The organism is Pseudomonas sp. WS 5011, from assembly GCF_012985775.1.
Lineage (GTDB): Bacteria > Pseudomonadota > Gammaproteobacteria > Pseudomonadales > Pseudomonadaceae > Aquipseudomonas > Aquipseudomonas peli.
This window is the reverse complement of record NZ_JAAQXA010000012.1, coordinates 67,602-91,838: the sequence shown is the minus strand read 5'-3', so window position 1 is coordinate 91,838 and position 24,237 is coordinate 67,602. Positions and strand designations below refer to the sequence as shown.

The 24,237-nt window shown below is 61.4% G+C and carries 23 protein-coding genes and 1 other RNA gene; 12 read left to right on the top strand and 12 right to left on the bottom strand.

The genetic code is table 11. The annotated features are described in order from the left end of the window. Positions 1-153 precede the first annotated feature (153 nt). From HBN63_RS14275 to dctM, 5 genes are all read left to right on the top strand, one after another. The gene (locus HBN63_RS14275) at positions 154-1,968 is read left to right on the top strand and encodes an ATP-binding protein (protein WP_170049886.1); all 1,815 of its coding nucleotides are present in this window, start codon (positions 154-156) and stop codon (positions 1,966-1,968) included. Next, positions 1,965-3,359, top strand: coding sequence for a sigma-54 dependent transcriptional regulator (locus HBN63_RS14270; RefSeq protein WP_170049885.1), 1,395 nt, complete (start codon positions 1,965-1,967; stop codon positions 3,357-3,359). The genes HBN63_RS14275 and HBN63_RS14270 overlap by 4 nt, the downstream gene beginning before the upstream one ends. A gap of 293 nt (positions 3,360-3,652) precedes the next feature. Further along, positions 3,653-4,642 (top strand): C4-dicarboxylate TRAP substrate-binding protein DctP, encoded by a 990-nt coding sequence (gene dctP / locus HBN63_RS14265; protein ID WP_170049884.1) that lies wholly within the window; start codon positions 3,653-3,655, stop codon positions 4,640-4,642. A 126-nt stretch (positions 4,643-4,768) separates the two neighbouring features. Next, the gene (locus HBN63_RS14260; RefSeq protein ID WP_090254709.1) at positions 4,769-5,401 is read left to right on the top strand and encodes a TRAP transporter small permease; all 633 of its coding nucleotides are present in this window, start codon (positions 4,769-4,771) and stop codon (positions 5,399-5,401) included. Next, complete coding sequence (gene dctM, locus HBN63_RS14255; RefSeq protein WP_170049883.1) at positions 5,398-6,681, top strand: C4-dicarboxylate TRAP transporter large permease protein DctM; 1,284 nt, start codon at positions 5,398-5,400, stop codon at positions 6,679-6,681. The genes HBN63_RS14260 and dctM overlap by 4 nt, the downstream gene beginning before the upstream one ends. Positions 6,682-6,848: 167 nt before the next feature. Here dctM and HBN63_RS14250 read toward each other — a convergent pair whose 3' ends face one another. From HBN63_RS14250 to HBN63_RS14230, 5 genes are read right to left on the bottom strand one after another with little or no spacing between them, the layout of a single operon-like run. Then, the gene (locus HBN63_RS14250; RefSeq protein ID WP_170049882.1) at positions 6,849-8,066 is read right to left on the bottom strand and encodes a 2-octaprenyl-3-methyl-6-methoxy-1,4-benzoquinol hydroxylase; all 1,218 of its coding nucleotides are present in this window, start codon (positions 8,064-8,066) and stop codon (positions 6,849-6,851) included. Positions 8,067-8,080: 14 nt separating this feature from the next. After that, positions 8,081-8,563 carry a DUF4442 domain-containing protein gene (locus HBN63_RS14245; protein WP_160086742.1) on the bottom strand — a complete coding sequence of 161 codons (483 nt, stop codon included), beginning with the start codon at positions 8,561-8,563 and terminating at the stop codon, positions 8,081-8,083. A gap of 3 nt (positions 8,564-8,566) precedes the next feature. Continuing rightward, the gene (gene ubiH / locus HBN63_RS14240; RefSeq protein ID WP_170049881.1) at positions 8,567-9,754 is read right to left on the bottom strand and encodes a 2-octaprenyl-6-methoxyphenyl hydroxylase; all 1,188 of its coding nucleotides are present in this window, start codon (positions 9,752-9,754) and stop codon (positions 8,567-8,569) included. 3 nt (positions 9,755-9,757) lie between these two features. Next, a complete protein-coding gene (gene pepP / locus HBN63_RS14235; RefSeq protein WP_170049880.1) occupies positions 9,758-11,092 on the bottom strand; it encodes a Xaa-Pro aminopeptidase in 1,335 nt (444 codons plus the stop codon). Between the two features lie 33 nt (positions 11,093-11,125). Next, positions 11,126-11,680, bottom strand: a complete 555-nt coding sequence (locus HBN63_RS14230; protein ID WP_170049879.1) for a YecA family protein — start codon at positions 11,678-11,680, stop codon at positions 11,126-11,128. A gap of 280 nt (positions 11,681-11,960) precedes the next feature. Here HBN63_RS14230 and HBN63_RS14225 point away from each other — a divergent pair, with 280 nt between their 5' ends. The 4 genes from HBN63_RS14225 to HBN63_RS14210 all read left to right on the top strand — a co-directional run bounded on the left by HBN63_RS14225 (position 11,961) and on the right by HBN63_RS14210 (position 13,339). Further along, positions 11,961-12,167 carry a TIGR02449 family protein gene (locus tag HBN63_RS14225; protein ID WP_090254694.1) on the top strand — a complete coding sequence of 69 codons (207 nt, stop codon included), beginning with the start codon at positions 11,961-11,963 and terminating at the stop codon, positions 12,165-12,167. Further along, positions 12,167-12,481, top strand: a complete 315-nt coding sequence (locus HBN63_RS14220) for a cell division protein ZapA (protein ID WP_090254691.1) — start codon at positions 12,167-12,169, stop codon at positions 12,479-12,481. Before HBN63_RS14225 ends, HBN63_RS14220 begins: the two co-directional genes overlap by 1 nt. Positions 12,482-12,514: 33 nt before the next feature. Beyond that, a non-coding RNA gene (ssrS, locus tag HBN63_RS14215) (6S RNA) lies at positions 12,515-12,693 on the top strand. Between the two features lie 49 nt (positions 12,694-12,742). Beyond that, the gene (locus tag HBN63_RS14210; protein ID WP_170049878.1) at positions 12,743-13,339 is read left to right on the top strand and encodes a 5-formyltetrahydrofolate cyclo-ligase; all 597 of its coding nucleotides are present in this window, start codon (positions 12,743-12,745) and stop codon (positions 13,337-13,339) included. Positions 13,340-13,381: 42 nt separating this feature from the next. Here HBN63_RS14210 and HBN63_RS21935 read toward each other — a convergent pair whose 3' ends face one another. Beyond that, positions 13,382-13,513 (bottom strand): hypothetical protein, encoded by a 132-nt coding sequence (locus HBN63_RS21935; RefSeq protein ID WP_256665625.1) that lies wholly within the window; start codon positions 13,511-13,513, stop codon positions 13,382-13,384. A gap of 171 nt (positions 13,514-13,684) precedes the next feature. On the opposite strand from HBN63_RS21935, the gene HBN63_RS14205 reads away from it, so the two are divergent. Further along, positions 13,685-14,134 (top strand): EVE domain-containing protein, encoded by a 450-nt coding sequence (locus tag HBN63_RS14205; protein ID WP_170049877.1) that lies wholly within the window; start codon positions 13,685-13,687, stop codon positions 14,132-14,134. A 28-nt stretch (positions 14,135-14,162) separates the two neighbouring features. On the opposite strand, the gene HBN63_RS14200 is transcribed toward HBN63_RS14205, so the two are convergent. Further along, positions 14,163-14,579: a flagellar basal body-associated protein FliL gene (locus HBN63_RS14200; protein WP_170049876.1), complete on the bottom strand. Its 417-nt coding sequence runs from the start codon at positions 14,577-14,579 to the stop codon at positions 14,163-14,165. A 158-nt stretch (positions 14,580-14,737) separates the two neighbouring features. Here HBN63_RS14200 and HBN63_RS14195 point away from each other — a divergent pair, with 158 nt between their 5' ends. After that, positions 14,738-15,715, top strand: a complete 978-nt coding sequence (locus HBN63_RS14195; protein WP_170049875.1) for an NADPH:quinone oxidoreductase family protein — start codon at positions 14,738-14,740, stop codon at positions 15,713-15,715. 55 nt (positions 15,716-15,770) lie between these two features. Here HBN63_RS14195 and HBN63_RS14190 read toward each other — a convergent pair whose 3' ends face one another. From HBN63_RS14190 to trxA, 4 genes are all read right to left on the bottom strand, one after another. Next, the gene (locus HBN63_RS14190) at positions 15,771-16,739 is read right to left on the bottom strand and encodes a CDP-6-deoxy-delta-3,4-glucoseen reductase (protein ID WP_170049874.1); all 969 of its coding nucleotides are present in this window, start codon (positions 16,737-16,739) and stop codon (positions 15,771-15,773) included. Further along, the gene (gene ubiD / locus HBN63_RS14185) at positions 16,739-18,205 is read right to left on the bottom strand and encodes a 4-hydroxy-3-polyprenylbenzoate decarboxylase (RefSeq protein WP_170049873.1); all 1,467 of its coding nucleotides are present in this window, start codon (positions 18,203-18,205) and stop codon (positions 16,739-16,741) included. The genes HBN63_RS14190 and ubiD overlap by 1 nt, the downstream gene beginning before the upstream one ends. A 135-nt stretch (positions 18,206-18,340) precedes the next feature. After that, positions 18,341-19,600, bottom strand: coding sequence for a transcription termination factor Rho (rho, locus tag HBN63_RS14180; protein ID WP_160014921.1), 1,260 nt, complete (start codon positions 19,598-19,600; stop codon positions 18,341-18,343). A gap of 257 nt (positions 19,601-19,857) precedes the next feature. Continuing rightward, entirely contained in the window at positions 19,858-20,184 is a 327-nt protein-coding gene (gene trxA, locus HBN63_RS14175) for a thioredoxin TrxA (RefSeq protein WP_090241426.1), read from the bottom strand. A 279-nt stretch (positions 20,185-20,463) separates the two neighbouring features. Between trxA and ppx the strand changes: the two genes are divergently transcribed. Then, the gene (ppx, locus tag HBN63_RS14170; protein WP_170049872.1) at positions 20,464-21,966 is read left to right on the top strand and encodes an exopolyphosphatase; all 1,503 of its coding nucleotides are present in this window, start codon (positions 20,464-20,466) and stop codon (positions 21,964-21,966) included. A gap of 58 nt (positions 21,967-22,024) precedes the next feature. Here ppx and ppk1 read toward each other — a convergent pair whose 3' ends face one another. Beyond that, the gene (ppk1, locus tag HBN63_RS14165; protein ID WP_170049871.1) at positions 22,025-24,229 is read right to left on the bottom strand and encodes a polyphosphate kinase 1; all 2,205 of its coding nucleotides are present in this window, start codon (positions 24,227-24,229) and stop codon (positions 22,025-22,027) included. Positions 24,230-24,237: the final 8 nt, after the last annotated feature.

Genomic DNA, 24,237 nt, shown 5'->3' with positions numbered 1-24,237 from the left:
GACTAAAGCGCAGCCGTCCATGCAGGGCGCAAGCGGGCGGCACCATTACTCCAGGGCGATGCCAAACGGCTTGAGTATTGACCCATATCGGCGAGCTTGCCCACTTATTGCATAACCGCCACTCTGAACTGATCACCCTGTACGAGTAAGCGCATGCCCACCGTTCATCCTCACCCGCGTCGTCCGCGTTGGCGCAGCCTGGCAGTCCTCGCCCTGCTGCTGACGCCCCTGCTGTGGCCGCTGCAGCAACTGGCCGAGCGCTACTACAGCGGCGTACTGGTCGAACAGAACCGTCAGACCCTCGACCTCTACGTCGCCAACCTGCTCGGTACGCTGCGCCGCTACGAGGTGCTACCGCCGATTCTCGGCGACTTACCCGCACTGCGTTTGGCCCTGCAACAGCCCGACCAGCAAAGCGCCCGCGACAGTGCCAACCGCCTGCTGGATCAAGTCAGCGCGCAGACTGGCGCCGACGTGATCTACCTGATGGACCCCAACGGCAAGACCCTGGCGGCCTCCAACTGGGAACAGGCCGACTCCTTCGTCGACCGTAACTTTGCCTTCCGCCCGTATTTTCGCGAAGCCATCGCCGGCCGCCCCGGACGTTTCTTCGGCCTCGGCACCACCTCGGGCAAGCGCGGCTACTACTTCGCCGCCGCCGTGCGCGACGGTGAGCGCAACCTCGGCGCGCTGGTGGTCAAAGTCGACCTCGACCACACCGAAACCCTCTGGGGCAACACCCCGGAACAACTGCTGGTGACCGATGCCAATGGCGTGGTGATCCTCACGTCCAACAGCCAGTGGCGCTTTACCGCCAGCCGCCCGCTGGACGCCGCCGAGCGCGCCGCAATCGCCGCCAACCTGCCCTATCCAACCCAGGCGCCACCGCCGATCAAGCTGGATGCGCAGAACTGGATTCGCCAGGACCGCGAGCTCAAGGAAACCGGCTGGACCGTGAGCATTCTCGCCCCGCGCAGCCTGCTCGACCGCCCCGTACGCACTGCCCTGGTGGCCGGCGGCGGCATGTTGCTGTTGCTGATGCTGCTGCTCGGCCTGCTGATGCAGCGCCGCCGCCACTACCTGGAGCGCATCGCCCTCGACAGCCAGGCCCGTCAACAGTTGGAGCAGCGTGTACTGGAGCGCACCCTCGATCTGGAACGCCTCAATAGCCGGCTGAAGCAGGAAGTGCTGGAACGCGAGCAAGCTCAACAGGAGCTGGTGCAAGCGCAGGATGAACTGGTGCAGGCCAGCAAGCTTTCGGCACTGGGCACCATGAGTGCGAGCATCAGCCATGAACTCAACCAGCCGCTGGCGGCCATCCGCAGCTACGCCGACAACGCCTGCGTGCTGCTCGACCACCAGCGTGGCGACGATGCCCGCGCGAACCTCAAGTTGATCAGCCAGCTGACCGAGCGCATGGCTTCGATCATCGCCCACCTGCGCGCCTTCGCCCGCCGTGATCGACACGCCCCGGAAAGCGTGGCCCTGCAGCCGGCCATCGACGATGCCCTGGCCCTGCTGGCCAAGCGCCGCCAGGCCATGCAGGCCGAGCTGATCCGCGACCTGCCTAACGCCACCCTGTGGGTGCAGGCCGGGGAAACCCGCCTGCGCCAGGTGCTCGGCAACCTGCTGGCCAACGCCCTCGACGCCTTGAGCGAAGTGCCACAGCCACGCCGCCTGTGGCTAAGTGCCGAACTTACCGCCGAGGGCGTCGACCTACACCTGCGGGACAATGGCCCAGGCTTTAGCCAGGAGGCGCTGCAACGCGCCCGCGAGCCATTCTTTACCACCAAAACCAGCGCTCAGGGCCTCGGCCTCGGCCTGGCCATTTGCGATACCCTGATGCGCGCCCTGGGCGGCGAACTGCTGTTCGCCAACCACCCCGACGGCGGCGCCCAGCTGATCCTGCGCCTGCGCGCCGCGGACCAGGGCATCAAAACCCAGTCGCCAGAGGACTTTGTTGTATGAGCATGATCGACTCCCGCACCCAGGTGCTGCTGATCGACGACGATCCCCACCTGCGTCAGGCGCTGAGCCAGACCCTCGACCTGGCAGGGCTCAAGGTCAGCAGCCTGGCCGACGCCCATGGCGTCGCCGCGCGCATCGAGCGCGACTGGCCGGGCGTGGTGGTCAGCGATATCCGCATGCCCGGCATCGACGGCCTGCAACTGCTGCAACAACTGCAGGAACAGGACCCGGAACTGCCGGTGCTGCTGATCACGGGGCACGGCGATGTGCCACTGGCCGTGCAGGCCATGCGCGCCGGGGCCTATGACTTCTTGGAAAAACCCTTCGCCAGCGACGACCTGCTCGACAGCGTGCGCCGCGCCCTGGCGCTACGCCGCCTGGTACTGGATAACCGCAGCCTGCGCATGGCCCTGGCCGACCGCCACACCCTGTCGGCGCGTTTGGTCGGCCAATCGCCCGCGATGCTGCGCCTGCGTGAACAGATTGGCGCCCTGGCCGGGATCAACAGCGATGTGCTGATCCTCGGCGAAACCGGCGCCGGTAAGGAAGTGGTGGCGCGTGCGCTGCACGACCTGTCCAGCCGTCGCGCCGGGCCGTTCGTGGCGATCAACGCCGGCGCCCTGGCTGAATCAGTGGTGGAAAGCGAGCTGTTCGGCCATGAGCAAGGCGCCTTTACCGGGGCGCAGAAGCGCCGTATTGGCAAGTTCGAATTCGCCAATGGCGGCACGCTGTTCCTCGATGAAATCGAAAGCATGAGCCTGGAAGTGCAGGTCAAGCTGCTGCGCCTGCTGCAGGAGCGCGTGGTCGAACGCCTCGGCGGCAACCAGCTGATTCCCCTGGACATTCGGGTGATTGCCGCGACCAAGGAAGACCTGCGCCAGGCCGCAGACCAGGGGCGCTTCCGCGCCGACCTGTATTACCGCCTGAATGTCGCGCCGCTGCGTATCCCGGCCCTGCGCGAGCGCGGTGAAGATGCGCTACTGCTGTTCCAGCACTTTGCCGAAGCCGCCAGTAGCCGCCACGGTCTGGCTGAACGTAGCCTGCAGCCGAGTCAACGCGCGGCGCTGTTGCGCCATCCGTGGCCGGGCAATGTGCGTGAGCTGCAGAACGCGGCAGAACGCTTCGCGCTCGGCTTGGAGTTGGATCTCGACCTGCAGGCCCAGGCGACTGCGCCGGTGTTCGATGAAGAGAGCAACAGCGGCGGTTTAAATGCCCAAGTAGAAGCCTTTGAACGCAGCCTGATCAGCGCCGAACTGAGCCGTTCGCACAGCTCGCTGCGCAGCCTCGCCGAAGCACTGGGCGTGCCGCGCAAAACCCTGCACGACAAGCTGCGCAAACATGGCCTGAGTTTCGCCGACGCTGGCGGAAGCTCGCCAGACAGCCTCGACTAGCTGGCGGATTTCCGCCAAAAGCTGCGTATAACGCCTACGCAGCCTCGCTCAAAATCTCCGGCAATAACCCGCCAAGCCTTGCCGCTGCTGCGTTTCATCACGCCCGCAGCGGCCATTTCAGCGCCTGGCATGGCGGTTGCTCTAGCCTCCTGCAGGCGACTCACCCAAGTACATCTCTAGGCAATCTGCCAGACGCCCGTCGTTTTTTGATAGGCCGCCTAGACTTGAGCCTGTTCGCCCGACTTGTAGCGCTACGGCGCATCACGCTATACAAAAACAAGAGGAAAGACTCCATGTTCAAACTGACTGCCAAGGCGCTCGCGTGCGCCCTGTCGCTGAGCATCGCCGGCCTGGCTCAAGCGGCCGATCCGATCGTGATCAAGTTCTCCCACGTGGTCGCCGACCACACCCCAAAAGGCCAGGGTGCCGCGCTGTTCAAGAAGCTCGCCGAAGAGCGTCTGGGCGACAAGGTCAAGGTCGAGGTTTACCCGAACTCCTCGCTGTTCGGTGATGGCAAGGAAATGGAAGCGCTGTTGCTCGGTGACGTGCAGCTGATCGCCCCATCGTTGGCCAAGTTCGAGCATTACACCAAGCAAATCCAGATTTTCGACCTGCCGTTCCTGTTCAACGACATGGCTGCTGTTGACCGCTTCCAGCTCAGCCCGGAAGGTCAGGCACTGCTGAAGTCCATGGAAGAGAAAAACATCACCGGCCTGGCCTACTGGCACAACGGCCTCAAGCAGCTGTCCGCCAACAAGGCGCTGCGTGAGCCGAAAGACGCCCGCGGCCTGAAATTCCGCGTACAGGCTTCTGCCGTACTGGAAGAGCAGTTCAAGGCTGTGCGCGCCAACCCGCGCAAAATGAGCTTCGCCGAGGTTTACCAAGGCCTGCAGACTGGCGTGGTCAACGGTGCCGAGAACCCCTACTCGAACATCTACAGCCAGAAAATGCATGAAGTACAGAAATTCATCACCGAATCCAACCACGGTGTTCTGGACTACATGCTGATCACCAACACCAAGTTCTGGAACGGCCTGCCTGCCGATGTTCGCAGCGAGCTGGACAAGATCATCGTGGAAGTGACCGCCGAAGTGAACAAGCAGGCTGACGCCCTCAACGAAGGCGACAAGCAGCGCATCCTCGAAGCCAAAACCACCGAGATCATTACCCTGACCCAAGAGCAGCGTAATGAATGGCGCGATGCCATGAAGCCGGTGTGGAGCAAGTTCGAAGCGGAAATCGGTGCCGACCTGATCAAGGCTGCCGACGCAGCCAACCAGTAAGGCGGAACAGGCTACGGCCTGCACCCAACCACAGCGCAGCCTCGCTGCTGCGCGATTGGCCGAATACCCAGGCACCCCTTGCCGGCTGCCTGGGTACGCTGCCCCTCACCACTGGAGACTCTATTGATGAACGCCTTGCGGCGCGTCTGGGACCACTTCGAGGAAGGCTTTATCGCGTTCCTGCTGGCCGCCATGACGCTGGTGACCTTCGTCTACGTGATCCTCAACAACCTCTACACGCTGTTCTACAACCTGGCGGATCGCTGGGAAGGCAGCAGCGAGTTTTTCTTCGCCATTGGCGACAGCATTCTCGGCATGGCCCAGTCGATGACCTGGAGCATTGCCCTGACCAAGGCGCTGTTCGCCTGGTTGATCTTCTTTGGCCTGGCCTACGGTGTGCGCACCGCCGGTCATATCGGCGTGGATGCGCTGGTGAAACTGGCCAGCAAACCGGTGCAGCGGGTTATCGGCCTGATCGCATGCACGGCCTGCCTGGGTTATGCCGGGCTGATCGCCGTAGCCAGCTTCGATTGGGTGAAAACCCTGTTCACCGCCGGCATCGGCGCCGAGGACCTCGGTCACTACGGCATCATGCAATGGCACATCACTGCCATCGTGCCGTTCGGCTACGCCATGGTGTTTATCCGCTTCTTTGAAATCTTCGTGCGCATCCTGCGCAACCAGCAGACCGGCCTCGGCCTGGCCGATGAAGCCGCCGACGCGCTGAAGATCAATGAGCATGAGGAGCACAAGCAATGACCATTCTGTTCCTCTTTGTCCTGCTGTTTCTGCTGATGTTTATCGGCGTGCCGATTGCCGCTTCGCTGGGCCTAGCCGGCTCGGTGACCATCATGCTGTTCAGCCCAGACTCGGTGCGTTCGCTGGCAATCAAGCTGTTCGAAACCTCTGAGCACTACACCCTGCTGGCGATTCCGTTCTTCCTGCTCTCCGGTGCATTTATGACCACCGGCGGTGTGGCCAAGCGCCTGATCGATTTCGCCAACGCCTGCGTCGGCCATATCCGTGGCGGCCTCGCTATCTCGGCGGTATTGGCGTGCATGCTGTTCGCCGCGCTGTCCGGCTCATCCCCAGCCACCGTGGCTGCAGTGGGTTCGATTGCCATTGCTGGCATGGTGCGCTCCGGTTATCCGCAGGCTTTTGGCGCCGGTATCGTGTGTAACGCCGGTACCCTGGGCATCCTGATTCCGCCGTCGATCGTCATGGTGGTGTACGCCGCCGCGACCGAGCAATCGGTGGGCAAGCTGTTTATGGCCGGTGTTGTACCGGGCCTGCTGTTGGGCGTGGCACTGATGGTGGCGATCTATATCGTCGCGCGGAAGATGAACCTGCCGGCCATGCCGCGCGCCAGCTTCCGTGAGTTCATCACGGCGGCACGCAAGGCCATCTGGGGTCTGCTGCTGATGGTGATCATCCTCGGCGGTATCTACACCGGTATGTTCACCCCGACCGAGGCAGCTGCTGTGGCAGCAGTCTACGCCGGCTTCGTGGCGCTGTTCGTGTACAAGGACATGACCATCCGCGAGTGCCCACGGGTGCTGCTGGAGTCCGGCAAGCTGACCATCATGCTGATGTTCATCATCGCCAACGCCATGCTCTTCGCCCACGTGCTGACCACCGAACAGATCCCACAGACCATCACCGCCTGGGTGGTGGAGATGGGCCTGCAGCCGTGGCAGTTCCTGCTGGTAGTGAACATCGTGCTGCTGGTGGCAGGCGCCTTTATGGAGCCGTCGGCGATCATCCTGATCCTCGCGCCAATCCTCTTCCCAATTGCCGTGCAGCTGGGCATCGACCCGATCCACCTGGGCATCATCATGGTGGTCAACATGGAAATCGGATTGATCACACCACCGGTGGGGCTGAACCTGTTCGTCACCTCGGCGGTGACCGGCATGCCGCTGACCGCAGTGGTCAAGGCCGCCTGGCCGTGGCTGATGCTGCTGCTTGGCTTCTTGATGGTGATCACCTACATCCCCGCCGTCTCCATGGCACTGCCAAACTGGCTGGGTATGACCTGACAGCAACTCCGTGTGTACTTCCCTGCACACTTTCAGCCCGGCCTCAGTGCCGGGCTTTTTTTGCTCGCAGTTTTTTGTCAGGCGGATTGGCGGCATGCGCCATGCCCAGGTTCACGCCGTCCGGCGCAACCCACCCTCGGCGGAACACACATCACTGGGCTAGAGAGTTAAACCCGCGCCAACTCTGGCAGATCGCCAGACAAACCCAGGGCCTGACGCACGAACAGCGCCTTTGCTTCTGGCAGGTCGTCGACCCAGTTGAGGCCGCTGTTGCGCAGCCAGCGCACGGGCAGCGGATCAGCCTGGAACAGCCGCTCGAAGCCTTCCATCGCCGCCATCATCGCCAAGTTGTGCGGCATGCGCCGACGCTCGTAGCGGCTCAGCACCTTTACATCACTCAGACGCTCGCCACGTTGCATGGCGTGCAGCAACACCTCAGCCAATACCGCGACATCAAGAAAGCCCAGGTTGACGCCCTGCCCGGCCAACGGGTGGATGCTGTGCGCAGCATCGCCAATCAGTGCCAGGCCATCCTCGACATAACGCTTGGCGTGCCGCTGACGCAACGGAATACACAGGCGCGGGTCAGCTTGCAGCACCTCTCCCAGACGATGCTCGAAGGCAAAGCCCAGAGCGCGGCGAAAGCCTGCATCATCCAGCGCCATCAGTCGTTCGGCTTCAGTTGGGGTCACCGACCAGACAATCGAGCACCAATGCTCACCTTCAGGACCCGCCAGCGGCAAAAAGGCCAACGGGCCGTCATCGGTAAAGCGCTGCCAGGCAGTGGCCTGGTGCGGCTTGGCGCAGCGCACACTGGTGACAATGGCGTGGTGCAAGTAATCCCATTCACGGGTGGCGCAACCCGCCAGGCGGCGTACCGCTGAGTTGGCCCCATCCGCAGCGATAACCAATGGCGCACGCAGCTCACGGCCATCATTGAGGCTCAATAACCAACCCTCGCCCGAGCGACGCAGCTGCTCCAGGCGCGCGCCGGGGAGCAGGCCAATCGAACTGTCATGCAGGCGCTCAAGCAGCGCGTCCTGCACCACGCGGTTCTCGACGATATGGCCGAGGGATTCGGCATGCACGCTGGCCGCGCTGAAGTGAATCTGCCCGGTACCGGAACCATCCCACACCTGCATCTCGCCATAGGGGCAGACACGCCGCGCGGCGATGCCTCCCCACACGCCCAGGCGTTCAAGAATGCGTTGGCTGGCAACCGACAGCGCGCTAACTCGGGGCTCGAAGGCGGCCTGCGGATCAAAGGGCTTGACGCTCAGCGGGCTGCCATCGACCAGCAGAATTTCCAGGCCCTGATCCTGCAGGGCCAGCGCCAGGGCGCTGCCCACCATGCCTGCGCCTACGATGATCAGATCCGCTTGCATCACATATTCCTTGTTCAGGCTGCCTGCCGAGCGCGCGGTTTCAGCCGCACGTAGAGAGTTTTGTGCACTCGCGCCACTAGGGTGCCGCTGCCATCGCGCACTTCTACATGCAGCTCGGGGTGGTACTTGTCACCGTCTGCGGTGTGTTGACGGATGTCGTCGAGCAGTTGTTCATCGATGCTGAAGTCGGCGTACACCGGACCTTTGCCAGGGGCGATAAAGTCGATGCGCGCGGCCTTGTCCCAGACGATAAAGTCACGCCCGAGGTTTTCCATGATCATCAGCATGAAGAACGGATCGGTCATCGAATACAGGCTGCCGCCGAACTGGGTGCCAACATAGTTACGGTTATACCAACCCAGGCCCATTTTGACCTGCACCTGACGGAAGTCCGCGCTGATCTGTCGCACCCGCACGCCAGCACCCAGATAGGGCGGATACAGGTTCATCGCCCAACGCAGCAGCCGCGCCTTGCGCGCCAATTTATTTGCCGACATGAATCAATGCTCCGAGCGGGTGCCGAGGCCCATGGCCTGGCGGGCAAACCAGCGTTTCGCCGGAGGAAGAAGATCGAGACCAAGCAAACCCAGGTTACGCCCGGCGGCCAACAGCGGCTGGCCAGTGCTGAACAGACGGGTGACCTGATCAGAGAAGCCGACGGTCAATTGCTGATCCATCTGCTGGCTATTCAGGTAGCCCTGTAGCGTGGCCAGATCGCCCAACGGCGCATCACTGGCCAACAACGTTTCCGCCAGCACCTGGGTGTCGCGCAGCGAGAGGTTGTAGCCCTGCCCAGCAATCGGGTGCAGGCTGTGCGCGGCATTGCCGAGCACCACCAGATGCTGGCGCACCTGTTCTTTAGCGGCCGTCAGTGCCAGCGGATAGAGGTGCCGCGCGCCGACCTGGCGCAGACTGCCCAAACGATAGCCGAAAGCGTGCTGCAGCTCAGCGAGAAACGCTGCATCGCCCAGTTCTGAAAGCCTTTCGGCTTCCAGCGTGGCACGGGTCCAGACCAGCGCGCAGCGGTTATCCGCCAGCGGCAACAGGGCCATTGGCCCTTCTTCGGTAAAGCGCTCAAAGGCCAGGCCGTTGTGCGCCTCCTGCGGGCTGACGTTAGCGATCAACGCGCTCTGCCCATACGGCGTAGCACTGACGGCGATCCCCAGCTGCTCACGCAAACCGGAGCGGCCGCCTTCGGCGAGAATCGCCAGGTTGCATTCAAGCTCGCTGCCATCATCCAGGGTCAGGCGGTAGCCATCGGCCAAAGCCTGCATGCGGGTGACTTGCGCCGGGCTGCGCCAGCTCACCACCTGCTGATCCAGCGCCTGCCACAGGCATTCGCCGAGCCAGGCGTTTTCCACAACATAGCCGAGCGCCGGCACGCCTTCTTCCTCGGCACTTAGGCGCGCGGCGGCGAAACGGCCACGGTCGGAGACATGAATCTGCTTGATCGGCTCGGCGCGCTGGCTGATATGCGACCACAGACCGAGGCGCTGATAAATCTGCTGCGAACCAAACGACAGCGCAGTGGAGCGCGCATCGTAGCTAGGCTGATAGCCAGTGCCCGGAGTGAACGGCTCAATCAGGCAAATGCGCCAGCCGCGCCGCTTGGCTTCGGCCTGCAGGGCCACGGCCAAACTCGCGCCGACCAGGCCTCCGCCAATAATCGCAATGTCGACGCGTGGCATGCTCTAGGCCGCCACGCTGCGTGCGGCGGCCATCAGCGCTTCGATCTCGGCGACGGTTTTCGGCACGCCACTGGTGAGGATTTCACAACCGGCCTTGGTCACCACCACGTCGTCTTCAATACGCACGCCGATGCCGCGCCATTTCTTCGCCACATCCTGATTTTCCACGGCGATATAGATGCCCGGCTCGACGGTCATGGCCATGCCGACTTCCAGCTCGCGCCATTCGCCGCCGACCTTGTACTCACCCACATCATGCACATCCATCCCCAGCCAGTGGCCGGCGCGGTGCATATAGAAGGGTTTGTAAGCCTCAGTGGCGATCAGCTCAGCGACATCGCCCTGCAGCAAGCCGAGTTCCACCAGACCGGCGGTAATCACCTGCACCGTGGCTTCATGAGCCTGATTCCAGTGCTTGCCGGGGCCGATTTCCTTGAATGCGGCTTCCTGTGAAGCCAGCACCAACTCGTAGATGGCTTTCTGCTCGGGGGAGAATGTGCCACTGACGGGGAAGGTGCGGGTGATGTCACTGGCGTAGCAGTCGATCTCGCAACCGGCGTCGATCAGCACCAGGTCACCGTCTTTCAGCGGCGCGTCGTTCTCACGGTAATGCAGGATGCAGGCGTTCTTGCCGGCCGCGACGATGGAGCCATAAGCCGGCATCTTCGCCCCGCCCTTGCGGAACTCGTAATCCAGCTCGGCTTCCAGGTGGTACTCGAACAAACCGGCGCGACTGGCCTGCATGGCGCGCACATGAGCGCGCGCGCTGATTTCCGCCGCCTCTTTCATCACTTTGACCTCGGCAGCCGACTTGTACAGGCGCAGGTCATGCAGCAAGTGTTCGAGGGTGATGAATTCATTGGGCGGCGTCGCGCCCTGCCGCGCTTTGGAGCGGATCACGTTGATCCACTCCATCAGCTGACGGTCGAACTCATGATTAGTACCCATGGAGGAGTAGACCCGATCACGGCCCTCGATCAACCCCGGCAGGATGTCGTCGATATCACCAATCGGGAACGCATCATCGGCGCCGTACTGGCTGATCGCACCATCCTGGCCGGCGCGCAAGCCGTCCCACATTTCCCGCAGCGGATCGCGCTCACGGCAGAACAATACGTACTCGCCATGCTCGCGCCCCGGAATCAGCGCAATCACCGCCTCCGGCTCGGGAAAGCCGGAGAGGTACTGGAAGTCGCTGTCCTGGCGGTAGATATGCTCAACATCGCGGTTGCGGATATACACCGGCGCAGCCGGCAGAATCGCGATGCTGTTGGGTTCCATCTGCGCCATCAGCGCCTTGCGCCGACGGGCGTATTCCGACTTGGGGATGCTGATCATGGGCAGATTGAGTCCACTTCTATTGCATGAAAATCAATGCAGCGACGGTTTCGCCGCGGCAACCACTGGCTTGGCGCACTCGCTGAACAGCAGCAGCGGCGCGACGCGCAGGTATTCCATCACTTCCATGTAATCGTTCTCGCCATCATCGGACTCATCCAGGGCGTTCTGCACCTGGGAAATCGCCGAGAGGTCCTGCAGCACTTCCATGGCTTCCGCGCTCAGGGCGCTGTCACGGGCAGTCAGACCGAAGCCACCGAGGAAGCCCTGGCACCATTGTCCCAGAGCCACGGCACGCTCGCTAAGCGGCGCATCGTCGCTGGGCAACAGCAACACCACGGTGACGTCGTTGCTGGTCAGCTCGTTCTTGACCATTTCCTGCAGGCCGATCAGCGCCTGGCGCACGGTATCTTCCGGCGCCGCGCCAAGCAGCTCGGCGGCATCCACCAGCCAGGAGTCGATTTCAAAGCCCGCACCAGCACAGCTGCGCCCGAGCAGCAGACCATGCAACTCGGCTGGGGAAATGGTGTGGCCGCTGCTGGCAAGCAGGGCGGCAAACGCGGAGTACGGAGAATTTGAAGTTGGCATAGATAACTAGGCGCAAAGCTGCGCGATCACTAGAATGGAGGCCTTGTATCCTAGCACCGGCAGGCGTGCCAAGACTATGCAAGCGGCTCGACGGAGCCCGCTCAGCCAGCGCAAAAATTGCCGCGCCATGATCCATGGGTGAAATGCATCAACCTCTAGCGAACTGAACTGCCCCACACTGGCAAACAACTGTGCCGCGCACCGCTTGGCACTGTCGAAGACGCCGCAAAGACGCTATTTTTCACCTGCCAGCCCACTCACCTAGTAAGAGTAGAGAACCATGGAAGACGTCGACCTGCAGGCTCTTACGACCAAGCTGGACTTACTGATCCAGCGTGTCGAACAGCTCAAGGCGCAAAACCGACAGCTTCTGACGAGCGAAAAGGCCTGGCGCGAAGAACGCGCCCATTTAATTGAAAAGAACGAAATGGCCCGGCACAAGGTCGAATCAATGATTTCGCGCCTCAAAGCCCTGGAGCAGGATTAATGACCCAGTCGAACACCTTGACCGTCCAGATTCTGGACAAAGAATATTGCATCGCCTGCCCAAGCGATGAACGCAGCAACCTGGAAAGCGCCGCGCGCTATCTGGATGGCAAGATGCGGGAGATCCGCTCGAGCGGCAAAGTCATCGGTGCTGACCGCGTTGCGGTTATGGCTGCCCTGAACATCACCCACGACCTGCTACACAAACAGCAACACCTTGATCAGCAGGCCGGGGCCAACCGCGATCAGGTGCGTAGCCTGCTCAATCGGGTCGACAGCGCTCTGGCTCGGGATGCCGATGAGCAAGGCAGCTGATTGCGCGCCGCCGCTTTCGGGTATACTGGCCACCGCTCCCTGGAGTGTGCGCCAGTTGGTGATGTCCCTGAGCCGATTCGCACAACCCCGGAGGTTGCACGTTGAGACCGGTGTGCATGTCCGCTTGACGGAAAGCCTTAACGTCTCCTGCAACCTCCACCTTGAACTTTCGGGTTCAAGGGCTAAGCCGACAGCGGCACGTCGGGGAGTCACTTCTTCCAGCCCATTGCCCTCCTGCGGCAATCGCTACAGCAACACCCCATGCTCGACACTTCCACACTAAGCCGTGCGCAATTGCGCCGCCACTTGCGTGGGCAACGTCGAGCACTCAGCCGCCACGCCCAACACCAAGCCGCGCAAGGCCTGTATAAACAGCTGGCGCAGCACCCGCTGTTTCGCCGCGCACGACATATTGCCTTATACCTACCGAATGACGGCGAGATCGACCCGCGCCCCCTATTGCGAGCCGCACAGCAACGAGGCAAAGCCACCTATTTACCGGTGCTCAGCCCTTGGCCGCGCAGCAAGATGGTGTTCCAACGCATCCGCGCCAAGCAGCGCCTGCAAAAGAATCGCTTTGGCATTGATGAACCCCGGCGCAATCGCAAACAGCAACGCAAGGTCTGGGCGCTGGATTTGGTGTTGCTGCCATTGGTCGGCTTCGACCGACACGGCGCGCGTCTGGGTATGGGCGGTGGGTTCTATGACCGCAGCCTGGCGTATCGCGTATTGCGCAAAAATTGGCACAAGCCGACATTACTGGGCTTGGCGCATGAATGTCAGCAGGTGGATCGACTGGCCATGGCCAGCTGGGATGTGCCGTTGCAAGGCACCGTCACGAATAAGGCGTGGTATTGATGGGATAAGGCCGTACCGCGTTCCCTGCGGTACATGAGCACCTCAGCCAGCCACTTTAGACTGCACGACCGGAGCAGGCTGGCGCTCCCACAGGCTCTGGGTATAACCGGTAGTGACCACACCCAGGCTGAACAGTATTACCAAAATCAACAACACATCGGGTTTACGCTTCATCGAATGCCTCCCCCTTAAAGGCATAACGCACGCTGTATACGCGGCGATTATTTTTATAGGTCCAACAGCGTCTGCCATCCACATTCGCCGGGTGCAAAACTGCAACACGCCGAATACCACCCGGCAAACAGCACCTGCCCGCTAACGGACCGAACCACAGGAGCAAAGTTCATGCCTTATTGGCTAATGAAGTCGGAACCCGACGAACTCTCAATTCACGATCTCCAGCGCCTGGAGCAAGCACGCTGGGATGGCGTACGCAATTACCAGGCGCGCAACTTTCTGCGCAGCATGCAGCCGGGTGATCTGTTCTTCTTTTATCACTCCAGCTGCCCGGAGCCGGGCATTGCCGGCATCGCTCGCATCGCTTCGGCGCACTACCCGGACCCGACTGCACTTGAGCCCCAGAGCCATTACTACGATGCCAAGGCCAGTGCCGCCAAGAACCCCTGGAGCGCAGTCGATGTGGTGTTTGTCGAGGCGTTCAAGCGGGTGATCCCGCTGGCGCAGCTGAAAGTGCAGAGTGCACTGCTGGCGTTGCCGCTGGTGCAGAAGGGCAGCCGCCTTTCTGTGATGCCCGTTAGCGCCGAGGAATGGGCAGCGGTGCTGGCGCTGCGCTGAAAAGGCGCTGCACCAGCCGAGCGTGGGCTTATTGAATAATCAGGTTGTTGAATAGCAAGTCCTCCACCAACGGCTTGCCTTCTTCCTGTATCAGCACTTCCTGCACCTGCTTAAGCGCCTCGGCACGCAAAGTCTCACGTGCGCCTGGGGCCGACATGGCCGCTTCTGTTTGCTGGGAGAACAACATGACCAATTGATTACGGATCAGCGGATCGTGGTGTTTAACCTTGGCCTCAATATCCGCCCCCGTCACGCGCAGGGAAATATCGGCCTTGAAGAATTTGAGCTTCGGCCCTTCACCAAAATTCCCCACCAACGCCGGGAACAGCGACACATAAGCCACCACAGGAGCAGCAGCCTCCCTCTCCTTGGCTTCTTTCTCCTCATTGGCCTGAGCCAGCAATGGCAGGAACAGCGCTAGCAGCAATGCGATCCAGACTTTCACAGGCAGTATTCCTCAACAGTTCAGGCCTTAGCATAGCCACAGTCAGGCGGCAGCCCAAGCCCTAAGCTTATGCATCGCTATCAGGCGCAGGCATGCTTGTTGACCGGATATCACCCGCACCTACACTGCATGGCCATCAACCGCAGAGGAAAAGCCCGATGAAAGCCGTGCTGTGCAAAGCCTTCGGCCCCGCCGAAACCCTAGTACTGGAAGAAATCGCCAGCCCCGAAGCGAAGAAGAATGAAGTGCTGCTGCAAGTGCATGCGGCGGGGGTCAACTTCCCCGACACCCTGATCATCGAAGGCAAGTACCAGTTCAAACCGCCCTTCCCGTTCTCTCCAGGTGGCGAGGCCGCTGGCGTAGTCACGGCCGTTGGTGAAAAAGTCAGCCACCTGAAAGTCGGCGACCGGGTGATGGCACTCACAGGCTGGGGCAGCTTTGCCGAAGAGGTCGCGGTGCCTGGCTACAACGTCATGCCGATTCCGCCGAGCATGGATTTCGCCAGCGCGGCCGCCTTTGGCATGACCTACGGCACCTCGATGCACGCCCTCAAGCAGCGCGCCAACCTGCAACCGGGGGAAACCCTGCTGGTACTCGGCGCCTCCGGTGGCGTTGGCCTGGCGGCAGTTGAAATTGGCAAGGCCATGGGCGCCAAGGTAATTGCCGCTGCCAGCAGCGCGGAAAAACTCGAAGTGGCCAAAGCCGCGGGCGCCGATGAGCTGATCAACTACAGCGAAAGCAACCTTAAGGATGAAGTAAAGCGCCTGACCGGCGGCCAGGGCGCAGACGTGATCTATGACCCGGTGGGTGGCGATCTATTCGATGCCGCCATTCGCTCCATCGCTTGGAACGGCCGCCTGTTGGTCGTGGGTTTTGCCAGCGGGCGCATCCCCGAACTGCCGGTTAACCTGACCCTGCTCAAGGGCGCAGCCGTGGTCGGGGTGTTCTGGGGCTCGTTTGCCCAGCGTCAGCCGCAGGACAATGCGGCCAACTTCCAGCAACTGTTCGCCTGGCACGCCGAAGGCAAACTCAAGCCACTGGTCTCGCAGACCTTCCCACTGGAGCAAGCGGCGGAGGCGATCAACACCCTCGGTCAGCGCAAGGCCGTGGGCAAAGTGGTAGTCACCGTGCGTTAAGCCTGCACAAGTAGCAAAAGGCCGCCCATCAGGTGGCCTTTTTTATGCGCGGGATTCAGCCGCGCGGCGCATAGGCGAATACATCCGCGCGCATCTGATGGGCATCCATACCGGCCTCCACCAGCGCATCCAGGGTGGCGTAGACCATCGCCGGCGAACCGCTGGCGTATACGTGCAACGCCTTAAGACTGGGGAAATCTTCACGTACTGCTTCGTGCAGCAGGCCGCAACGCCCCTGCCAGCCGCACTGGTCGCTGACCACCTGATGCAGAAATAGATTCGGCACCTGCTGCCACTGCGCCCAGTGCTCCAGTTCGTAGAAGTCGTCCGGACGGCGCGCCCCCCAGTACAAGTGCACCGGGTGAGCAAAGCCAGTGGCGCGGCAGTGCTCGACCAAACTGTGCATCTGCGACATACCAGTACCGGCGGCAATCAGCACCAGCGGCCCATCCGGTAACTCGGCCAGGTGGGTGTCGCCGAACGGCAGCTTCACCCGTACTAGGCCGCTATGGCGCAGCTGGGCGATCAGCGCAACCGTGGCCTCATCGCGAGCCAGCACATGCAATTCCAGCTCTCGCCCACGCTGCGGCGCCGAGGCCAGGGAGAACGCTGCGTAATCGTCACCATCACGCTGCAGCAGCAGGTATTGCCCGGCATGGTAGCGCGGCACCTTGCCGGCAGGCGCCTGCAGGTGCAGACGAAAGACATCACCGCCCACGTCATCACACGCGACCACCTGGCAGGCCAGTTCACGCACCTGCAGCTCGCCAGGGGCCAGCACACCATCCCAGTGCAGCACACAGTCTTCCAGCGGTTCGGCCAGGCAGGTGAACAGCTCACCCTGACTCAGCTCAACCCCGCCCTGCTGCACACGGCCTTCAACCAGCAGCGCCGCGCAGATATGGCAGTTGCCATTGCGGCAGCTCTGCGGGCAGTCATACCCAAGCCGCCGTGCCGCATCGAGGATGCGTTCGTGGGGCTGCACGTCAAGTACCGCGCCTGAAGGGTTCAGGGTGACTTTCATCAATCAATTCCCAACTCAGACCACAGCGCGTCGACGCGCTGCTTGATCGCATCATCCTGAACGATAGCCCGGCCCCACTCGCGAGTCGTCTCGCCCGGCCACTTGTGGGTGGCATCCAGGCCCATCTTCGAGCCCAAACCTGAGATCGGCGAGGCAAAGTCGAGGTAATCGATCGGTGTGTTATCGATCATCACGGTGTCGCGCTTGGGGTCCATGCGCGTGGTAATCGCCCAGATCACGTCATTCCAGTCCCGTGCGTTGATATCGTCATCGGTGACGATAACGAACTTGGTGTACATGAACTGTCGCAGGAACGACCACACACCGAGCATTACGCGCTTGGCGTGGCCAGGGTACTGCTTCTTGATGGTCACCACCGCCATACGATACGAGCAGCCTTCCGGCGGCAGGTAGAAGTCGATGATCTCGGGAAACTGCTTCTGCAGGATCGGCACGAACACCTCGTTCAGCGCCACACCGAGAATCGCCGGTTCATCCGGCGGACGACCGGTGTAGGTGCTGTGGTAGATCGGCTTTTGCCGACGGGTGATACGCTCGACGGTAAACACCGGGAAGGTGTCGACTTCGTTGTAATAGCCGGTGTGATCACCATAAGGGCCTTCCGGCGCGGTTTCGCCCGGATGAATCACCCCCTCGAGAACGATTTCAGCGCTAGCCGGCACCTGCAAATCGCTGCCGCGCGCCTTGATCAGCTCGGTGCGGTGGCCTCGCAACAAACCGGCAAACGCGTATTCAGATAGCGTATCGGGAACAGGTGTCACCGCACCCAGGATGGTGGCCGGATCAGCACCCAGCGCCACACACACAGGATAAGGACGATCCGGGTACTTCAGGCACCACTCGCGAAAGTCCAGCGCGCCGCCGCGGTGGCTGAGCCAGCGCATGATCAGCTTGTTGCGACCAATCACCTGCTGGCGATAAATACCGAGGTTTTGCCGCTCTTTGTTCGGCCCTTTGGTGATGGTCAGGCCCCAGGTGATCAGCGGCCCCACATCGCCCGGCCAGCAGGTCTGCACAGGTAGCTTGCCGAGGTCGACATCATCGCCCTCTTCAACGACTTCCTGACACGGTGCATCTTTCAGGACTTTGGGTGCCATGCTCAGCACTTTCTTGAAGATCGGCAGCTTGCTCCAGGCATCCTTGAGCCCCTTCGGCGGCTCAGGCTCCTTGAGAAACGCCAGCAGTTTGCCGATTTCACGCAGCTCGCTGACCTCTTCCGCGCCCATACCCAGCGCAACGCGCTTGGGCGTGCCGAACAGGTTGCCGAGTACCGGCACATCAAACCCTGTGGGGTTTTCGAACAGCAGCGCCGGCCCGCCTTTACGCAGGGTACGGTCGCAGATTTCGGTCATTTCCAGCACAGGGGAAACCGGCGTTTGGATGCGCTTAAGCTCACCACGCGCTTCCAGGCCGCGAATAAAGTCGCGCAGATCACGATACTGCATGCAAATGCCTCGTTTCGGGCCGAGCAATAGGGGCGCAAAGTTTAGCGCCGAACGGGGTCTTTCAGAAGGGAAAGCCAGCGTCCAGACACACAAAAGCCGGGCTTACCCGGCTTTTGTTATAAAGCGAAGAACGCCTTACTTACGCTTCATCGACTGGAAGAACTCTTCGTTCGTCTTGGTCGCTTTCAGCTTGTCGGTGAGGAACTCGATGGCAGCAATCTCGTCCATCGGGTGCAGCAGCTTGCGCAGAATCCACATGCGCTGCAGTTCGTCATCGGCGGTCAACAGTTCTTCGCGACGGGTGCCGGCACGATTGATGTTGATCGCAGGGAATACGCGCTTCTCAGCGATACGACGGTCCAGTGGCAGTTCCATGTTGCCGGTGCCTTTGAACTCTTCGTAGATCACTTCATCCATCTTCGAGCCGGTTTCCACCAGCGCGGTGGCGATGATGGTCAGCGAACCGCCTTCCTCGATGTTACGCGCGGCGCCGAAGAAGCGTTTCGGCTTCTCCAGGGCGTGGGCGTCGACACCACCAGTAAGCACCTTGCCGGAGCTTGGGATCACGGTGTTGTAGGCACGCGCCAGACGGGTGATGGAGTCGAGCAGAATGACCACGTCCTTCTTGTGCTCGACCAGGCGCTTGGCCTTCTCGATCACCATTTCGGCAACCTGCACGTGGCGGGTTGGCGGCTCATCGAAGGTTGAGGCAACCACTTCGCCGCGCACGGTGCGCTGCATTTCGGTCACTTCTTCCGGGCGCTCGTCGATCAGTAGAACGATCAGGTGGCACTCGGGGTTGTTGCGCGCGATGTTCGCCGCGATGTTCTGCAGCATGATGGTCTTACCGGCTTTCGGCGGTGCGACGATCAGGCCGCGCTGGCCTTTGCCAATCGGCGCGCAGAGGTCGATCACCCGGCCGGTGATGTCCTCGGTGGAGCCGTTACCGGCTTCCATCACCAGACGCTTGTTGGGGAACAACGGCGTCAGGTTTTCGAACAGAATCTTGTTCTTGGCGTTTTCCGGGCGGTCGTAGTTGATCGTGTCAACCTTGAGCAGCGCGAAGTAACGCTCGCCTTCTTTCGGCGGGCGAATCTTGCCGACGATGGTATCGCCAGTACGCAAGTTGAAGCGGCGGATCTGGCTCGGCGAGACGTAGATGTCATCGGGGCCAGCGAGGTACGAGGCATCCGCAGAGCGGAGAAAGCCGAAACCGTCCTGGAGAATCTCCAGCACGCCATCACCGGAGATTTCCTCACCGCTTTTAGCGTGTTTTTTCAACAGGGAGAAAATCACGTCCTGCTTGCGCGAACGGGCCATGTTTTCCAGGCCTTGTTGTTCAGCGAGTTCCAGCAGTTCGGTAATCGGCTTTTGCTTGAGTTCGGTCAGATTCATAGGAATGACGTAATCATGAAGGAGGGGAATAAGCTATTTAGCTTGGGAGGCCGCGCCGCTGGGAAGGCGACTTGATCGCCTGCTTGTATATCGAAAGATTCGAATAGGAATGCGTCGGCGACGGCTTGCAGGGGGCTACATAGGAAATGCAGCGAGGCCGAATGTAACACCGGTTTTATTCATACGTCTAGCGCCCAGACAGAAAAAAGCCCCGCAATGTGCAGGGCTTTCAGGGCTTGTTGCCGTCTCAGCGCAACTTAGATGTTGCTGTCGAGGAAGGCTGCCAGTTGCGACTTGGACAGTGCGCCCACTTTGGTGGCCTCAACATTGCCGTTCTTGAACAGCATCAGCGTCGGGATGCCACGCACACCGAACTTCGGCGGGGTGTCCTGGTTTTCATCGATGTTCAGCTTGCAGACTTTCAGTTTGCCCTGATAAGTCTGGGCGATCTCATCGAGCACCGGTGCGATCATTTTGCACGGGCCGCACCACTCAGCCCAGTAGTCGACCAGCACCGGACCCTCGGCCTGGAGAACATCCTGGTCGAAACTGGCATCGCTGACATTGGTGATGAATTCGCTCATGGAAAGTCTCCGAGTTCGTAAGCAAAAGATGGGCGACATCATAGCCCGGCTTTTCCCACACAGGAAGGCGGCGGCAATTGAGCTTCTCTATGGCCTGGTCACCAGCCAGCCGCGCAAAGGCCTGCGTCACAATTTATTCAGACGGCCGGCAAGCCCTGGCCGGCCGCCGCACGAGCCGGAGTGCAGCCGGCTTGGCCTGTACCTGCGACATCAGTATGCGTTGGCGGGGCCAGCCTATCGTGGCACGATGGCGCGGTTCCGCATTGAGATCGTTCTGCCATGCCGCATACCCCTGCCGAGTCTTTTCCTTTGATTGCAGCTATCGACCTGGGCTCCAACAGCTTCCATATGGTGCTGGCCAAAGCCGATCATGGCGAGATCCGCATCCTCGAACGCCTCGGCGACAAGGTCCAGTTGGCCGCCGGCATCGACGAGCAACGCCTGCTCAGCGAAGAAGCCATGCAGCGCGGGCTCGATTGCTTGCGCCGCTTCGCCCAACTGACCGCCAGCCTGCCGGAGGGCGCAGTGCGCGTGGTGGGCACCAATGCCCTGCGTGAGGCGCGCAACCGTGGCGAATTTATCCGCCGCGCCGAAGAAATTCTCGGCCACCCGGTTGAAGTCATCTCCGGGCGCGAAGAAGCGCGCCTGATCTACCTCGGTGTGTCGCACAGCATCGCAGACACCCCTGGCAAGCGTCTGGTTGCCGATATTGGCGGCGGCAGCACCGAGTTCATCATCGGCCAGCGCTTCGAGCCACTGCTGCGCGAAAGCCTGCAGATGGGCTGCGTCAGCTTTACCCAGCGTTTCTTCAAGGACGGCAAGATCACCCCGGCGCGTTACGCGCAGGCCTACACAGCGGCGCGACTGGAGATCATGGGCATTGAGCATGCTCTGCGCCGCCTGGGCTGGGAAGACGCGGTGGGCGCATCCGGCACCATCAAGGCCATCGGCCTGACCATTCAAGCGGCGGGCCTTGGCGCAGGCGAAGTGAACGCCCAGGGCCTGGCCTGGCTGAAACGCAAAGTATTCAAGGCCGGCGAGGTGGAAAAACTCGACCTCGACGGCATCAAACCGGATCGCCGCGGCATCTTCCCGGCGGGCCTGGCGATTCTCGAAGCGATCTTCGATGCCTGTGATATCCAGCGCATGAGCCATTCCGAAGGCGCGCTGCGTGAAGGCGTGCTGTACGACCTACTGGGCCGCCATCAGCATGAAGACGTGCGTGAACGCACGCTGAGCTCGCTGATGGAGCGCTACCACGTCGACCTGGAGCAGGCCGCGCGGGTCGAGAGCAAGGCACTCTCGGCACTGGAGAAGGTCGCAGGGGATTGGCAGCTGGAAGACGACTGGCACCGCGAGTTGCTCAGCTGGGCGGCCAAGGTGCATGAAGTCGGCCTGGATATTGCCCACTACCAGTACCACAAGCACGGTGCTTACCTGGTCGAGCACTCGGACCTGTCCGGTTTCTCGCGACAGGATCAGCAGATGCTCGCGCTCTTGGTGCGCGGCCATCGACGCAACATCCCCAAGGACAAGTTTGCCGAGTTCGGCGCCGAGGGCATGAAACTGATCCGCCTCTGCGTGCTGCTGCGCTTTGCCATCCTGTTCCACCACATCCGTGGTACTCAGGAAATGCCCAACGTGCAGCTAAAAGCGGCCGAACAGCGCCTGGATATTCAGTTCCCTGAAGGCTGGCTGGAGAACAACCCGCTGACCCAGGCAGATTTCACCCAGGAAGCGGAGTGGCTCAAGCGCATCGGGATTGAGCTGAGTGTGAGCTGATACTTACGTCCCTCCCCCAGAGTGGGAGAGGGCCTTCAGATAGATGTGGCAGCCTTGCTTAGCGGGCGCTGATCAGCGGCGCAGTCAGCTTCTCCAGCAGGCCAGCTTGAGCGCTGCGCGGATTCTGGTTGCCGCTGGGGCTGACACGCAGATAACGCCCGTCCGGCTGCAGCACCCAGGCCTGGGTGTTGTCGGTCAGGTAGCTTTCCAGCTCCTTCTTGACCCGCAGAATCAGCTTCTTGCCTTCCACCGGGAAGCAAGTCTCGACGCGCTTGTCGAGGTTGCGCTCCATCCAGTCGGCACTCGACAGGTAGATCTTCTCCTCGCCGCCATTGGAGAAGTAGAACACCCGCGTGTGCTCCAGGAAACGGCCGATGATCGAGCGCACCTGAATGTTGTGCGAGACCCCTACAATCCCTGGACGCAAGCAGCACATACCGCGCACCACCAGGTCGATCTTCACCCCAGTCTGGCTGGCCTTGTACAGCGCGCGGATGATCTTCGGATCAGTCAGCGAGTTGAACTTGGCGATGATATGCGCCGGCTTACCCTCGGCCGCCAGCGCGGTTTCGCGGGCGATCATGTCAAGCAGGGTCTTTTTCAGGGTAAACGGCGCGTGCAGCAGCTTCTTCATGCGCAAGGTCTTACCCATGCCAATCAGCTGACTGAACAGCTTGGAGACGTCCTCGCACAGCGCCATATCGGCGGTCAGCAGGCTGTAGTCGGTGTACAGTTTGGCGTTGCCAGCGTGGTAGTTGCCGGTGCCGAGGTGGGCGTAGCGGACGATATCGCCACTCTCGCGGCGCAGAATCAGCATCATCTTGGCGTGGGTTTTAAAGCCCACCACACCGTAGATCACCACCGCGCCAGCGGCCTGCAGGCGGCTGGCCAGCTGCAGGTTGGACTCTTCATCAAAGCGCGCGCGCAGCTCGATCACCGCCGTGACTTCCTTGCCGTTGCGCGCGGCTTCCACTAGCGCATCGACGATCTCCGAGTTGGCCCCGGAGCGGTACAGGGTCTGCTTGATGGCCAACACATGCGGGTCTTTCGCGGCCTGGCGCAACAGGTCGACCACCGGGGTGAAGGACTCGAACGGGTGCAGCAGGAGGATGTCCTGCTTGCTCACCACGCTGAAGATGTTCTCGGCGTTCTGCAGCGGTTTGGGGATCACCGGGGTAAACGGCGTGTACTGCAGCTCCGGGTGGCTTTCCAGACCGGTAATGCTGAACAGCCGGGTCAGGTTGACCGGCCCATTGACCCGATACAGCTCGCTTTCGCTCAGGTTGAACTGCTTGAGCAGGTAATCGAGCAGCGGCCGTGGGCAGGTGTCGACCACTTCCAGGCGCACTGCATCGCCATAACGGCGACTGAACAGCTCACCACGCAGGGCACGCGCCAGGTCTTCGACGTCCTCGGTGTCTACCGAGAGGTCGGCGTTCCGGGTCAGGCGAAACTGGTAGCAGCCCTTGACCTTCATGCCCTGGAATAGGTCATCGGCGTGAGCGTGAATCATCGAGGAGAGGAACACGAAGTTGTCGCCAGGACCGCCGACATCCTCCGGCACCTTGATGATCCGTGGCAGCAGACGCGGGGCCGGGATAATCGCCAGACCGGAATCGCGACCGAAGGCGTCGACACCTTCCAGTTCGACGATAAAGTTCAGGCTCTTGTTCACCAGCAGCGGGAACGGGTGCGTCGGATCGAGGCCGATAGGGGTGATGATCGGCGCAATCTCGTCACGGAAATAGCGGCGTACCCAGGCCTTGTGCTTGGCCGTCCAGAAGCGCCGACGGATAAAGTTGACGTTGTGCTTGGCCAGCGCCGGGAACAGGGTGTCGTTAAGAATGGCGTACTGACGATCCACCTGCTCGTGCACCAGCTCGGCAATCCGCGCCAGCGCCTGATGCGGCTGCAGGCCATCGGCGCCGGCTTGTTCACGGGCGAAGTTGATCTGCTTCTTCAGCCCAGCCACGCGGATCTCGAAGAATTCATCGAGGTTGCTGGAGAAGATCAGCAGGAACTTCAACCGCTCCAGCAACGGATAGGACTCATCCAGCGCCTGTTCCAGCACGCGGATATTGAATTGCAGCTGCGACAGCTCGCGGTGAATGTACAGGCTGCTGTCATCCAGGTTATGGATCACCACAGGCGCCGGGGCGACCGGCACTGGGGCTTCGATGACAGGCACTTCCACGGCTACAACCTCGTCGACGACCGGCTGGGCGTCTTGCAATTCAGGGGTACTGAGTCCTTCGGTGTTCATTACAAAGT

Bases quoted from the DNA above. Each gene is read 5' to 3' on its own strand.
- HBN63_RS14260 (WP_090254709.1), top strand. From the start codon at position 4,769: ATGAACGCCTTGCGGCGCGTCTGGGACCACTTCGAGGAAGGCTTTATC.
- pepP (WP_170049880.1), bottom strand. From the start codon at position 11,092: ATGATCAGCATCCCCAAGTCGGAATACGCCCGTCGGCGCAAGGCGCTG.
- ubiD (WP_170049873.1), bottom strand. From the start codon at position 18,205: ATGCAGTATCGTGATCTGCGCGACTTTATTCGCGGCCTGGAAGCGCGT.
- dctP (WP_170049884.1), top strand. From the start codon at position 3,653: ATGTTCAAACTGACTGCCAAGGCGCTCGCGTGCGCCCTGTCGCTGAGC.
- ubiH (WP_170049881.1), bottom strand. From the start codon at position 9,754: ATGCCACGCGTCGACATTGCGATTATTGGCGGAGGCCTGGTCGGCGCG.
- HBN63_RS14210 (WP_170049878.1), top strand. From the start codon at position 12,743: ATGCTCGACACTTCCACACTAAGCCGTGCGCAATTGCGCCGCCACTTG.
- trxA (WP_090241426.1), bottom strand. From the start codon at position 20,184: ATGAGCGAATTCATCACCAATGTCAGCGATGCCAGTTTCGACCAGGAT.
- HBN63_RS14190 (WP_170049874.1), bottom strand. From the start codon at position 16,739: ATGAAAGTCACCCTGAACCCTTCAGGCGCGGTACTTGACGTGCAGCCC.
- HBN63_RS14225 (WP_090254694.1), top strand. From the start codon at position 11,961: ATGGAAGACGTCGACCTGCAGGCTCTTACGACCAAGCTGGACTTACTG.
- HBN63_RS14270 (WP_170049885.1), top strand. From the start codon at position 1,965: ATGAGCATGATCGACTCCCGCACCCAGGTGCTGCTGATCGACGACGAT.
- rho (WP_160014921.1), bottom strand. From the start codon at position 19,600: ATGAATCTGACCGAACTCAAGCAAAAGCCGATTACCGAACTGCTGGAA.
- HBN63_RS14275 (WP_170049886.1), top strand. From the start codon at position 154: ATGCCCACCGTTCATCCTCACCCGCGTCGTCCGCGTTGGCGCAGCCTG.
- dctM (WP_170049883.1), top strand. From the start codon at position 5,398: ATGACCATTCTGTTCCTCTTTGTCCTGCTGTTTCTGCTGATGTTTATC.
- ppx (WP_170049872.1), top strand. From the start codon at position 20,464: ATGCCGCATACCCCTGCCGAGTCTTTTCCTTTGATTGCAGCTATCGAC.
- HBN63_RS14205 (WP_170049877.1), top strand. From the start codon at position 13,685: ATGCCTTATTGGCTAATGAAGTCGGAACCCGACGAACTCTCAATTCAC.
- HBN63_RS14230 (WP_170049879.1), bottom strand. From the start codon at position 11,680: ATGCCAACTTCAAATTCTCCGTACTCCGCGTTTGCCGCCCTGCTTGCC.
- ppk1 (WP_170049871.1), bottom strand. From the start codon at position 24,229: ATGAACACCGAAGGACTCAGTACCCCTGAATTGCAAGACGCCCAGCCG.
- HBN63_RS14245 (WP_160086742.1), bottom strand. From the start codon at position 8,563: ATGTCGGCAAATAAATTGGCGCGCAAGGCGCGGCTGCTGCGTTGGGCG.
- HBN63_RS21935 (WP_256665625.1), bottom strand. From the start codon at position 13,513: ATGAAGCGTAAACCCGATGTGTTGTTGATTTTGGTAATACTGTTCAGC.
- HBN63_RS14220 (WP_090254691.1), top strand. From the start codon at position 12,167: ATGACCCAGTCGAACACCTTGACCGTCCAGATTCTGGACAAAGAATAT.
- HBN63_RS14250 (WP_170049882.1), bottom strand. From the start codon at position 8,066: ATGCAAGCGGATCTGATCATCGTAGGCGCAGGCATGGTGGGCAGCGCC.
- HBN63_RS14195 (WP_170049875.1), top strand. From the start codon at position 14,738: ATGAAAGCCGTGCTGTGCAAAGCCTTCGGCCCCGCCGAAACCCTAGTA.